We start from the raw sequence: 11,923 nt of genomic DNA, 5'->3' as shown, positions 1-11,923 counted from the left end.
CTGCGAAGCAGTCGTAAAACCAGCGACTCGATATGTCTGAGGATTACTGGGGCCGCTTCGCGACCCAACGGGGGCAAGCCCCCTCGCCACAGGTCCAGTGTCTAACTCAGGTTAGCGGGATGGGCCGAGCAAATGACTCATCGCTGTCTTGAGCTTCATCGGCCGCACTGGCTTATGCATCAGGGTGTGCCCCAACTCACGGATTTGCAGCTTGAGTTCGTTGCTGTAGTTGGCAGTGATCATCATCGCCGGGATGGCCGAGCCGCGCCGGGCGTTGATCCGGGCCACGGCATCGACACCGTTCTGGTCATCGTCCAAGTGATAATCGGCAATCAGCAAGTCAGCTTCTTCGTGATAGTTGTCGACCTGCCGCGCCAGGTCCTGCTCCGACAGCGCCGTCACCACCAGACAACCCCAGCCTTCCAGCAACGTGCGCATCCCCGCGCAAATCGCCGCATCGTTGTCCAGCACCCACACCCGCGCGCCACGCAGGCGTTCAAGCATCGGCTCGCTCATCAATAAACTCGGCAACGCCTTCGGCGCCGTGGCGCTGAGCGGCACTTCGACGGAAAACATCGAGCCCTTGCCCGGCCACGACCGCACGTAAACCCGGTGCCCGAGAATCCCGGCGATTTTCTCGACAATCGCCAGGCCCAGACCCAACCCGCGGTCCTGATCCGGACGCTGCACATCGCCGCGCTTGAACTCCTGAAAAATCTCCTCCAACCGGTTTTCGGCAATGCCCATGCCGCTGTCCCAGACTTCAATCGACAAGCGCTGATGATGGCGCCGACAACCGAGCACCACGCGACCGCTGTAGGTGTAGCGAATCGCGTTGCTCAGCAGATTGCGCAGGATCCGCGCCAGCAACTGAATGTCGCTGCGCACCAACGCCGAACACGGGATGAAATGCAGTTCAAGTCCTTCACTGCGCGCCACTTGGGTGTATTCGGCGGCGAGGTTTTCCAGCAATTCACTGAGAGCGAACGGCGCGATGTCGGCCTTGATCACCCCGGCATCGAGCTTGGAAATGTCCACCAAGGTGCCCAGCAGGTTTTCCACGTCTTCCAGGGAATTACTGACATTGCGCACCAGAATCGCGTTGGCCACCGGCTCCCGGCGTTCCAGCAAGGCGCTGGTAAACAGCCGCGCGGCGTTCAACGGTTGCAGCAAATCGTGGCTGACGGCGGCGAGAAACTTGGTCTTCGACAGGTTGGCCTGCTCGGCTTCAAGCTTGGCTTCGCGCAGGCGTGATTCCGCTCGACGACGCTCATCAATCTCGCGCAATAAATGGTCGTTGAGGGTGGTCAGTTCTGCCGTGCGTTCGCGCACCCGCAGCTCAAGGTTTTGATAAGCCTGGTGCAAGGCCTCAGCGGTACGGCGGCGTTCGGTGATGTCGCGGATCAAGACGAAAATCCCCACCACTTCCCCGGTCGCCAGGCGATTGGGCACGTAGGAACGCAACATATAACGCTCCTGATTGTTGATGTTGGTTTCGGCAACCTCGAACGTCACGCTCTCACCGGCCAAAGCCCTGCCGACATAGGCTTCCAGGCGCTGGTAATGCTGTTCGCTGTGGACTTCGCGCAGGCTCTGCCCGAGCATCACGCCCCGGGGCCAGCAGTACCACTCTTCGTAGACTTTGTTGGTGAACTCGTAGACCAGATCAGCATTCAGGTAGGCGATCAATGCCGGCACATGGTCGGTGATCAGGCGAATCCAGCGTTCGCTTTCGCTGAGCGCTTCGGCGTGCTGGTAGCGTTCGGTGATGTCGGTGAAGGTGTTGACGAAACCGCCGGTGGGCAGCGGATGGGTGCGGATTTCCAGGACCCGGCCATCGTAAAGGCGCTGTTCGCATTCCTGCACTGGTCGTCCGTTGCTGTCGCGACTGGCCGGGGTCAGCAGGTTCAGTTCACTGTCGGCGATCACTTCGGCGAACGGTCGATGGGCCGCCACCGGCGCCAGGCCGCTGAGTTCAAGGAAACGCCGGTTCCACAGTTCAAGGATGCCTTCGGCGCTGACCATCGCCACACCTTGGGACAGGTTGTCGACGGCCCGTTGCAGCAAGTGGGACTTCTGCGCCACGGCTTGCTCGCGGCGCACGGTTTCGCTGAGTTTGACGTCGGTGATGTCGGTGAACAGGATCACCCGCCCACCTTCCTGGGTCGGCCGTTCGCTGACTTGCAGCCAGCGACCATTTTGCAGGCGATACAACAGATTTTGATCGGCATGACCGCGAGGTTCTTCAGTGAACAACCCGGTGGCCGTCATCAGGCGCTTGACCTCCGCCAGGTGCATGCCGGCGATGATCCGCACCCGGCTGTTGCCCCAAAAGGACTTGAAGCGGCTGTTGAACAGCACGATCCGCTGGTTTTCGTCGAACAGCACGAAGGCGTCGGAAATGCTCTCGATGGCGTCGATCAAATGTTGATGTGCCGTTTCGGCCCGCAGCCGTGCGTCGCTGAGCAAGTGATTGCCAGCCTTGAGCTCGGCCATGGCCAGGTTCAAGGCGTCGGTGCGCTCGCGGACCTGCTCGGCCAACACCACCGAATGCTGGAACGCCGCATAGGGATCGTTGCCTCGGGTGATGCCGGATTCGATGCGTTCGATCAGCGCGCCATTGATGCGCTGCAATTTGTGGTTGTCACGCTGCAGGCTGGCAATCTGCGCCTGAAGCTCAACGGTGCCCAGGGGAACGGCCTCGGGAAATGGCAACCCCGGTGAAGGTCTGGTTGATGTGCATGCCATTGAACTGTTCTCCGTAGGTGTTGAAACCCATCACCCGATGCTCACGCAAAAACGCCCCGATCGGCTCCAGGCTGCCGCGGTCTTCCAGTTCCAGGCGCCTGAGAAAGCAATCGCAGCCGATGGTCAGCAACAGATCGCCGAGGCGGTCCTCCAAACCTTCGAACAGTGCTTGCAGGTTCGGCAGCATCGGGCCGGGCGTCATGGCGGTGAGGACGATGCCGTTTTCCACGGCGCAGTAGAAACTCAGGCTCAGGTCCGGATGAGCCTGCTGGATGGCGCGCACGTAATACTGTTCGTTGATTCGCACCGCCAACGGGTGCGCGGCGAAAGTCCGGTGATCAAGCTCGGCCACTGGCACCCCAATGTGGCGGGCGTACTCCTCGGCGGCGGGCTCGGCGTTCAGTTCAAAGACCCGCCGCGACGCGCTATCAGCGCCGGTGACCACCAGTTTTTCCTCGCGGGGCAAGATGTGGTGCGTGGTGAACACCTCAAAGTCGAGCCAGGTGTTGACCAGCACCACCACCGCCGCGCCGCTGTGGAACTCGCCGCCGAAATACACGTGGGTGTGGGTCAGGTAGTTGTCATCGCCGGCGGAACCGCCGAAATGCGGAATGTCGCCCAAGGCCGCACTCAATGCGGCGAGGACCATTTCCTCACGGCTAGACAGGCCATCGAGCAGGGTCAGGGCAAAGCTGTTGCCCTTGATCGGCGCCAGGGTGTTGCTGCGACAGCCACTCACCAGTCGTTCGACCATTTGCTGGGCGTCGATCAGGCTAAAGCGCTCCATTTCGTCGATCAGTTCGATGGCGATGGAGAAATGCCGATGATCGAAACCTACCGCCGTCACGCAGTTGCGGCCGTAACCTTGCGGGGTGATCTCCCCGGCGCTGGTGCAACCCACCAGGCGAATCCCGCCGAAGCTCTGCTGCAAGGCCTGGCCCAGCGCCTGCAAGTCGTACTCGGCGGAACAGAAAAACAGCACAAAGCCCAGATGCGGATGCAACAGCTGTCGCGCCAACTCCTGGGCCGCCTGCTGGGCATCGGTGGCCTGGGACATCGCACTGACCACACCTTCACTCTGGACCTGCTGCATCGTCGCCTCCCGCAGGTGCGCATGTATGAGGTGCGAGTGTACGAAGCCTGCGGGCCGGGACGTATGCTACTTGGGTAGCGGTCAGACGCTTCGATGGGATGAGAGTGGTTGTGCAGGATGCACCAGACACCACAATTCCAATGTGGGAGCGGGCTTGCTCCCACATTGGATGTGCGTTTTATTGGCTACCGGCTAGACGCCCGCTTTCAACAGCATGTAACCGGCAACCACGATGCAAACGCTGGCGAAACCGACTTGCAACGCTCGGGCCGGCACCAGGGCGCACAGCTTGCGACCAATGACCATGCCGACGATGCTGGCGACGATAAACGCCACGCCCAAACCGTCGATCCGCACGCCCGCATGAAATGCGCCAATCACTCCGATCGCCGAGATCAGGCTGATCACCATCAACGACGTGGCGATGATCCCGCGCATCTGCACGTCGGTCAGTTGCTTGAACGCCGGGACGATCAGAAAGCCGCCACCCACGCCCAACAATCCTGACACCACGCCGGTCACCGCGCCGAGGGCTGCCAGGGTCGCGGTGCATTTGGCGGTCCAGGAAAAACGCCCGGTCTGTTGATCGAGCATGCAGTTCTTCTGGCCCCAGTTGGCGTGGCCGTGGTCGTTCGGGCCCTCCTCCTGACGTTCGCGGCGCAGCATCCGCCAGGCCACCATGACCATCAGCAGACTGAACAGGATCATCAGGATTTTTTCCGGCATCTGATGGGCAAAGTAGATGCCCACTGGCGAAAACACCGCGCCGAGCAAGGCGATCAACAGCGCCGCACGATAGCGCACCAGACCGTGGCGCAAGCCATCGATGGCACCGACCGCCGCCGCACTACCCACCGCAAATAATGCGACCGGCGCCGCTTGGGTCATGGTCCAGCCGAGCCCCAGTACCAACGCCGGCACCGCCAGAATCCCGCCCCCGGCCCCGGTCAAACCGAGGACCAGGCCCATCAGCACACCAAAAAAACTTGCCAGCAGCATAGGGTTCTCTCAATCGACCTTGGACAGGGCAGTCAGCCATTCGCGGCCCTTGAGCATGCCGTTCCAGTAGAACCACGGCAGCAGGCTCGCCTTCAGCCACCACGCAGAACGACGGGCTACGGTCGGGTCCAAGGGAAAGGTCGGCAGCAACTTACCGGCATAGCCAAACTCGGCGAGGATCACCTTGCCCTTCTCCACCGTCAGCGGGCACGAGCCATAGCCGTCGTACTTGAGCGGCAGCGGCTGTTGCTTGCGCAGGGCCAGCAGGTTTTCGGCCACCACCACAATCTGCTTGCGCACGGCGGCAGCGGTTTTCGCGTTGCTGGTGGAGCAGATATCGCCCAGGCCGAAGACCTCGGGATAACGCACATGTTGCAGCGTGTGCATGTTCACTTCGCACCAGCCGGCGGCATCGGCCAAGGGGCTTTGACGGATGAAGTCCGGAGAAACCTGAGGTGGCACGACGTGTAGCAGGTCGAAGGTTTTTTCTTCAACGGTGACCGTACCGGCAGCGTCCTTGACCTCGAACCAGGCGGTTTTCGCCGGGCCATCAACCTTGATCAGGTTGGAGGTGAAGGCCAGCCGTGCGTTGTATTTTTCGATGTACTTCATCAGCGGCGGCACGAACGTTGGCACACCGAACAACGCGGCACCGGCCAGGTTGAACTCGACGTCGATCTTGTTCAGCACACCACTTTTCAACCAGTGATCGCAGGACAGGTACAAGGCCTTTTGCGGCGCTCCGGCGCATTTGATCGGGATCGGTGGCTGGGTGAAGATCGCCTTGCCGCCGCGCAAGCCCTTGACCAGTTCCCAGGTGTAGGCCGCGTGCTGGTAGCTGTAATTGGACGTCACGCCGTGCTGGCCGAGGGCGTCCTGCAAGCCTTCGATCTTCTCCCAGGCCAGGCGCAGGCCGGGGCAGACGATGAGGTTTTGATAGCCGACCGTACGGCCGTCGTCGAGGGTCAGGTGTTTTTTGTCAGCCGCGATTTCAGTGACGGCGGCTTGCAGCCAAGTCGCTTGACGCGGCATGACGCTGGACATCGAACGTACGGTGTCTTCCACCGAGTAGGCACCACCGCCGACCAAGGTCCAGGCCGGTTGGTAGTAATGCTGGGCGCTAGGTTCGATAACGGTGATGTTCAACGACGGATCGCGCTTAAGCAGGCTGGCGACAAAACCAATCCCTGCCGTACCGCCGCCTATCACCACGATGTCTGCACTGATGGTTGGGCCCCAGTGTTGATCGTTCATAGGTTGTTCCCTTTTTTACTGCTACACGCATTTAGCCGGGTTCGGGCCCGATACCCATCAGTTAAATTGAGTATCAAAGTCTGGCAAACACCCTGTGGCGAGGGGGCTTGCCCCCGTTGGGTCGCGAAGCGGCCCCTTCATTTATTCAGGTCAACCGAGTCGCCTGGATTTACGACTGCTGCGCAGCCGAACGGGGGCAAGCCCCCTCGCCACAAGTAGGGTGCTCACCGTGCCTCCTTTAACTGACAGGTACAGGGTCGGCCCAACTTTTTAGAACCGCCCCGCAATACAGGCCGGACAGCGTTTTCATTACCTGAATCACTTCATGACTGGCCAGGCCATAGAAAATGTATTTGCCTTCACGGCGAGTCGCGACCAGGCCTTCATCGCGCAAAATGCCCAGCTGTTGGGACAGTGTGGGCTGGCGTACGCCGGTCATGGTTTCCAGTTCGCCAACGTTGCGTTCGCCCTGGGTCAACTGGCAGAGAATCAGCAAGCGATCCTCATTGGCCAAAGCCTTGAGCAGCGCGCAAGCTTTGGAGGCCGACGCCCGCAATTGGGCGACTTCACATTCGGTCAGACTGGATTGCATTTGCAGGATGCCTTCGACGTCACTTAAGCTGCAGACATTATGTGTAAACATAAAGTGTTGCAACCGGTTACTGTCTTTCCACCTTTTTCACAGGTTTGCCTCCCATGCCCGCGCTGATTGAAGCCTTCCTCGACCCCGCCTCGTCGACCTACAGCTACGTTGTCTACGAGCAGGCTGGCGGGTACTGCGCGATTGTCGACACGGTGCTCGATTACGACCCGGCCGCCGGGCGAACCGCGACTGTCCAGGCCGACCGAATCATCGCTTTCGTGCGCGAACAGCAGTTGCAGGTGCAATGGCTGCTGGAAACCCACGCTCACGCCGATCACCTCTCCGCCGCGCCGTATCTGCGTCGGGAACTGGGCGGGAAGATTGCGATTGGGCAGTCGATCAGCAAGGTCCAGGGCGTGTTCAAGACCCTGTTCAATCTGGAGCCGGAATTTTGTGTGGATGGCTCGCAGTTCGATCACCTGTTCGCCCCGAACGAATCGTTCATGATTGGCAACCTCAAGGCCACGGCCCTGCACGTGCCCGGCCACACCCCGGCAGACATGGCGTATTTGATCGACGGCGATGTGATTCTGGTGGGCGATACACTGTTCATGCCGGATGTCGGCACCGCGCGTTGCGACTTTCCGGGCGGCAATGCCAACCAGTTGTTCGCCTCGATCCACAAGCTGCTGGCCTTCCCGGCTGGCGTGCGGCTCTACGTTTGCCATGACTACCCGCCTGAGGGGCGCGAGCCTGAATGTCAGACCACGGTGGGTGAGCAGCGTAAAAGCAACATTCATGTGCACGACGGCGTTGAAGAGGCGGCGTTCGTCGCCATGCGGACGCAGCGCGATGCCGGGTTGGGGATGCCGAATCTGTTGCTGCCGGCAATTCAGGTGAATGTGCGGGCGGGGAATATGCCGCCGGCCGAGGATAACGGCGTGACGTACCTAAAGATCCCCGTTAATAAACTGTGAACGCTCCCACAGAGTTTCGCTTAGCCCCCGAGGGTCAACCCATTCGCCGGCAATGGCAGCGCGGTCTTATAGCGCACTTGCTTGAGCGCAAAGCTTGAGCGGATGTTGGCGACGCCGGGGACTTTGGTCAGGAAGTCCATCATGAAGCGCTCCAGCGACTGAATAGTCGGCACCAATACCCGGATCAGATAATCCGGGTCGCCGGCCATCAAATAGCACTCCATCACTTCCGGGCGATCCGAAATCGCTTCTTCGAAATGCGCCAGCGCCTCTTCCACCTGCTTCTCCAGGCTGACGTGAATGAACACATTCACATGCAGCCCCAGCAGGTCGGCGTCCAGCAGCGTGACTTGCTCACGAATCAGCCCTAATTCTTCCATTGCCTTGACCCGGTTGAAGCACGGTGTCGGCGACAGGTTGACCGAGCGTGCGAGGTCGGCGTTGGTGATGCGGGCGTTCTCCTGAAGGCTGTTGAGAATGCCGATGTCGGTACGGTCCAGTTTGCGCATGAGACAAAACCACCTGTTATTTTTGTTTATGCAGAATTTCTATCCTCAAATGACCGCCAACGCAACGAAACAGAGAGAAATATTCTCCTGCACCGGGCCTATGATGTTTGTAGGACAAGATTTCCATCATCCGTGGAAGGACTGCCAGCTCACTACAAGAAATTCACAAGATCGAGCGTAGAAGCCATGAACCAAGCGTATGAACCGCTGCAGTTGCACGTTCCCGAACCATCGGGCCGCCCAGGCTGCAAAACCGACTTCTCCTACCTGCGTCTGACCGATGCCGGTACGGTGCGCAAACCCCCAATCGACGTTGAACCGGCCGACACGGCTGATCTGGCCAAAGGCCTGATTCGCGTGCTCGACGACCAGGGCAATGCCCTCGGTCCGTGGGCTGAAGGCGTCCCGGTCGAGATCCTGCGTAAAGGCATGCGCGCCATGCTCAAGACGCGGATCTTCGATAACCGCATGGTGGTCGCCCAGCGTCAGAAAAAAATGTCGTTCTACATGCAAAGCCTCGGCGAAGAAGCCATCGGCAGCGCCCAGGCCCTGGCCTTGAACATCGACGACATGTGCTTTCCCACCTACCGTCAGCAAAGCATCCTGATGGCCCGCGAAGTGCCGCTGGTGGACCTGATCTGCCAACTGCTGTCCAACGAGCGCGATCCGCTCAAGGGCCGTCAGTTGCCGATCATGTACTCGGTGCGCGATCACGGTTTCTTCACCATTTCCGGCAACCTTGCCACCCAATTCGTACAGGGTGTGGGCTGGGGCATGGCGTCGGCGATCAAGGGCGACACTAAAATCGCTTCGGCCTGGATCGGCGACGGCGCTACCGCCGAATCGGACTTCCACACCGCCCTCACCTTCGCCCACGTTTACCGGGCGCCAGTGATCCTGAACGTGGTCAACAACCAATGGGCGATTTCGACCTTCCAGGCAATTGCCGGTGGTGAAGCCACCACGTTCGCCGGTCGTGGCGTCGGCTGCGGCATTGCCTCGCTGCGGGTTGATGGCAACGATTTCGTCGCGGTCTATGCCGCCTCTGCCTGGGCCGCCGAACGCGCGCGCCGCAACCTTGGCCCGACCATGATCGAATGGGTCACCTACCGCGCCGGCCCGCACTCCACCTCCGATGATCCTTCGAAATACCGTCCTGCCGACGACTGGAGCCACTTCCCGTTGGGCGACCCGATTGCGCGCCTCAAGCAGCACCTGGTGAAAATCGGCCATTGGTCCGAAGAGGAACACACCGCCGTCAGCGCCGAGCTGGAAGCCGAAGTGATCGCCGCGCAGAAAGAAGCCGAGCAGTACGGCACCCTCGCCGGTGGCCAGACGCCAAGCGCCGCGACCATGTTCGAAGACGTCTACAAAGAGATGCCGGAGCACTTGAAGCGCCAGCGTCAAGAGTTGGGGATCTGACATGAACGACCACAACAACAATATCGAGCTGGAAACCGCCATGACCACAACCACCATGACCATGATCCAGGCCCTGCGCTCGGCCATGGACGTGATGCTTGAGCGCGACGACAACGTCGTGGTATTCGGCCAGGACGTGGGTTACTTCGGCGGCGTGTTCCGTTGCACCGAAGGTTTACAAAGCAAGTACGGCACCTCCCGGGTGTTCGATGCACCGATCTCCGAAAGCGGGATCGTTGGCGTCGCCGTCGGCATGGGCGCCTACGGTCTGCGGCCGGTGGCCGAGATTCAGTTCGCCGATTACGTTTATCCGGCATCCGACCAGATCATTTCCGAAGCAGCGCGCCTGCGCTATCGCTCGGCCGGCGAGTTCACCGCGCCGATGACCCTGCGCATGCCTTGCGGCGGCGGCATCTACGGCGGCCAGACCCACAGCCAAAGTATCGAGGCGATGTTCACCCAGGTCTGCGGCCTGCGCACGGTCATGCCGTCCAACCCTTACGACGCCAAAGGCCTGCTGATCGCCTCCATCGAAAACGATGATCCGGTGATCTTCCTTGAGCCGAAACGCCTGTACAACGGCCCGTTCGACGGTCACCACGACCGCCCGGTAACCCCGTGGTCGAAACACCCGGCCGCACAAGTGCCGGACGGTTACTACACCGTGCCACTGGACGTTGCCGCCATCGCCCGCCCAGGCAAGGACGTGACCATCCTGACCTACGGCACCACGGTTTACGTGTCGCAAGTGGCCGCTGAAGAAAGCGGTGTCGACGCTGAAGTCATCGACCTGCGCAGCCTGTGGCCGCTGGACCTGGACACCATCGTCAAGTCGGTGAAGAAAACCGGCCGTTGCGTGATCGTTCACGAAGCCACCCGCACCTGCGGTTTCGGCGCGGAGCTGGTCGCGTTGGTGCAAGAGCATTGCTTCCACTACCTGGAAGCGCCGATCGAACGCGTCACCGGTTGGGACACCCCCTACCCGCACGCGCAAGAGTGGGCGTATTTCCCAGGTCCGTCCCGAGTGGGCGCGGCGTTGAAACGGGTTATGGAGGTCTGAATGGGCACGCACGTTATTAAAATGCCGGACATTGGTGAAGGCATTGCAGAAGTTGAATTGTCGGTGTGGCACGTCAAGGTCGGCGACCTGGTTGTCGAAGATCAGGTGCTGGCCGATGTAATGACCGACAAGGCGATGGTCGACATCCCTTCGCCGGTGCACGGCAAAGTCATTTCTCTGGGCGGTGTGCCGGGGGAAGTGATGGCGGTTGGCAGCATCCTGATCAGCATTGAAGTCGAAGGCGCGGGCAACTTTAAAGAGTCCTCGCAGCCTGCTCCGGTTGCTGCTAAAGAAGCACCGGTTGCAGCGCCTCCTAAAGTCGAAGCCGTAGCTGCAAGCAAGCCCGTAGCAGCGCCTCGTCCTGCGGTTTGTCAGGGCCCGATGGTTGCCCGTGACGCCGATGAACGTCCGCTTGCCTCCCCGGCCGTACGTAAACATGCGCTGGACCTCGGCATCCAGTTGCGTCTGGTGCGTGGCACCGGCCCTGCCGGTCGCGTACTGCACGAAGACCTCGACGCCTATCTGGCCGAGGGTCAGTCGAATGCCTCGACCGCTACCGCCGCTTACGCCCAGCGTACCGACGAAGAGCAAATCCCGGTGATCGGCATGCGCCGCAAGATCGCCCAGCGCATGCAGGACGCCACCCAGCGCGCCGCGCACTTCAGTTATGTCGAGGAAATCGACGTCACCGCCGTGGAAGAACTGCGCACACACCTGAACGAAAAACACGGCGCGAGCCGCGGCAAGCTGACGTTGCTGCCGTTCCTGGTCCGTGCACTGGTCGTTGCCCTGCGCGACTTCCCGCAGATCAATGCCCGTTACGACGACGAAGCCCAAGTCATCACCCGCCTCGGCGCGGTGCATGTCGGCGTCGCCACCCAGAGCGACATTGGTTTGATGGTGCCGGTGGTGCGTCACGCTGAAGCCCGCAGCCTGTGGGACAGCGCTCAGGAAATTTCTCGTCTGGCCACCGCCGCGCGTAATGGCAAGGCCAGCCGCGATGAGCTGTCCGGCTCGACCATCACCCTGACCAGCCTTGGCGCGTTGGGCGGCATCGTCAGCACTCCGGTGCTGAACCTGCCGGAAGTGGCGATCGTCGGCGTGAACAAAATCGTCGAACGCCCGATGGTGGTCAAAGGCCAGATCGTGGTTCGCAAGATGATGAACCTCTCCAGCTCCTTCGATCACCGCGTGGTCGATGGCATGGACGCGGCGCAATTCATCCAGGCCATTCGTGGCTTGCTCGAACAACCCGCAACCTTGTTTGTGGAGTAAGTG

At 60.7% G+C, this 11,923-nt stretch carries 10 protein-coding genes; 4 read left to right on the top strand and 6 right to left on the bottom strand.

The window, feature by feature from the left end:
- Positions 1-111: 111 nt before the first annotated feature.
- The 5 genes from nahK to AC1MEW_RS16825 form a co-directional block, all read right to left on the bottom strand.
- A complete protein-coding gene (gene nahK / locus AC1MEW_RS16845) occupies positions 112-2,748 on the bottom strand; it encodes a hybrid sensor histidine kinase/response regulator NahK/ErcS' (protein WP_480427134.1) in 2,637 nt (878 codons plus the stop codon).
- Positions 2,678-3,841: a nitric oxide-sensing protein NosP gene (nosP, locus tag AC1MEW_RS16840; protein WP_201256065.1), complete on the bottom strand. Its 1,164-nt coding sequence runs from the start codon at positions 3,839-3,841 to the stop codon at positions 2,678-2,680. Before nosP ends, nahK begins: the two co-directional genes overlap by 71 nt.
- Before the next feature lie 192 nt (positions 3,842-4,033).
- Positions 4,034-4,840 (bottom strand): sulfite exporter TauE/SafE family protein, encoded by an 807-nt coding sequence (locus AC1MEW_RS16835; RefSeq protein ID WP_201256064.1) that lies wholly within the window; start codon positions 4,838-4,840, stop codon positions 4,034-4,036.
- Positions 4,841-4,849: 9 nt separating this feature from the next.
- Positions 4,850-6,094, bottom strand: a complete 1,245-nt coding sequence (locus AC1MEW_RS16830) for an NAD(P)/FAD-dependent oxidoreductase (protein WP_480427131.1) — start codon at positions 6,092-6,094, stop codon at positions 4,850-4,852.
- Between the two features lie 238 nt (positions 6,095-6,332).
- Positions 6,333-6,686: an ArsR/SmtB family transcription factor gene (locus AC1MEW_RS16825; protein WP_201204439.1), complete on the bottom strand. Its 354-nt coding sequence runs from the start codon at positions 6,684-6,686 to the stop codon at positions 6,333-6,335.
- Between the two features lie 104 nt (positions 6,687-6,790).
- Here AC1MEW_RS16825 and AC1MEW_RS16820 point away from each other — a divergent pair, with 104 nt between their 5' ends.
- Positions 6,791-7,654: an MBL fold metallo-hydrolase gene (locus AC1MEW_RS16820; RefSeq protein ID WP_201204441.1), complete on the top strand. Its 864-nt coding sequence runs from the start codon at positions 6,791-6,793 to the stop codon at positions 7,652-7,654.
- 20 nt (positions 7,655-7,674) lie between these two features.
- Here the strand turns inward: AC1MEW_RS16820 and bkdR are convergent, their stop codons facing one another.
- On the bottom strand, positions 7,675-8,163 hold the full coding sequence (gene bkdR, locus AC1MEW_RS16815) for a Bkd operon transcriptional regulator BkdR (protein WP_169368978.1): 489 nt from the start codon (positions 8,161-8,163) through the stop codon (positions 7,675-7,677).
- Positions 8,164-8,349: 186 nt separating this feature from the next.
- On the opposite strand from bkdR, the gene AC1MEW_RS16810 reads away from it, so the two are divergent.
- Genes AC1MEW_RS16810 through AC1MEW_RS16800 form a run of 3 tightly spaced genes read left to right on the top strand, consistent with a single transcriptional unit; the run spans position 8,350 to position 11,920 of the window.
- A complete protein-coding gene (locus tag AC1MEW_RS16810; protein ID WP_201204443.1) occupies positions 8,350-9,585 on the top strand; it encodes a 3-methyl-2-oxobutanoate dehydrogenase (2-methylpropanoyl-transferring) subunit alpha in 1,236 nt (411 codons plus the stop codon).
- Between the two features lies 1 nt (position 9,586).
- On the top strand, positions 9,587-10,645 hold the full coding sequence (locus AC1MEW_RS16805; RefSeq protein ID WP_201204445.1) for an alpha-ketoacid dehydrogenase subunit beta: 1,059 nt from the start codon (positions 9,587-9,589) through the stop codon (positions 10,643-10,645).
- Entirely contained in the window at positions 10,646-11,920 is a 1,275-nt protein-coding gene (locus tag AC1MEW_RS16800; protein WP_322268838.1) for a dihydrolipoamide acetyltransferase family protein, read from the top strand.
- Positions 11,921-11,923 lie beyond the last annotated feature (3 nt).

This window comes from Pseudomonas sp. ASL4, from assembly GCF_056680395.1.
The sequence above is the reverse complement of the archived record's forward strand: the minus strand, read 5'-3'. Positions and strand labels throughout refer to the sequence as shown.

What these genes read in the sequence shown, in the direction of transcription:
- AC1MEW_RS16800 (WP_322268838.1), top strand. Translation starts at nt 10,646, where the DNA reads ATGGGCACGCACGTTATTAAAATGCCGGACATTGGTGAAGGCATTGCA.
- AC1MEW_RS16835 (WP_201256064.1), bottom strand. Translation starts at nt 4,840, where the DNA reads ATGCTGCTGGCAAGTTTTTTTGGTGTGCTGATGGGCCTGGTCCTCGGT.
- nahK (WP_480427134.1), bottom strand. Translation starts at nt 2,748, where the DNA reads ATGGCATGCACATCAACCAGACCTTCACCGGGGTTGCCATTTCCCGAG.
- nosP (WP_201256065.1), bottom strand. Translation starts at nt 3,841, where the DNA reads ATGCAGCAGGTCCAGAGTGAAGGTGTGGTCAGTGCGATGTCCCAGGCC.
- AC1MEW_RS16830 (WP_480427131.1), bottom strand. Translation starts at nt 6,094, where the DNA reads ATGAACGATCAACACTGGGGCCCAACCATCAGTGCAGACATCGTGGTG.
- AC1MEW_RS16820 (WP_201204441.1), top strand. Translation starts at nt 6,791, where the DNA reads ATGCCCGCGCTGATTGAAGCCTTCCTCGACCCCGCCTCGTCGACCTAC.
- AC1MEW_RS16825 (WP_201204439.1), bottom strand. Translation starts at nt 6,686, where the DNA reads ATGCAATCCAGTCTGACCGAATGTGAAGTCGCCCAATTGCGGGCGTCG.
- bkdR (WP_169368978.1), bottom strand. Translation starts at nt 8,163, where the DNA reads ATGCGCAAACTGGACCGTACCGACATCGGCATTCTCAACAGCCTTCAG.
- AC1MEW_RS16805 (WP_201204445.1), top strand. Translation starts at nt 9,587, where the DNA reads ATGAACGACCACAACAACAATATCGAGCTGGAAACCGCCATGACCACA.
- AC1MEW_RS16810 (WP_201204443.1), top strand. Translation starts at nt 8,350, where the DNA reads ATGAACCAAGCGTATGAACCGCTGCAGTTGCACGTTCCCGAACCATCG.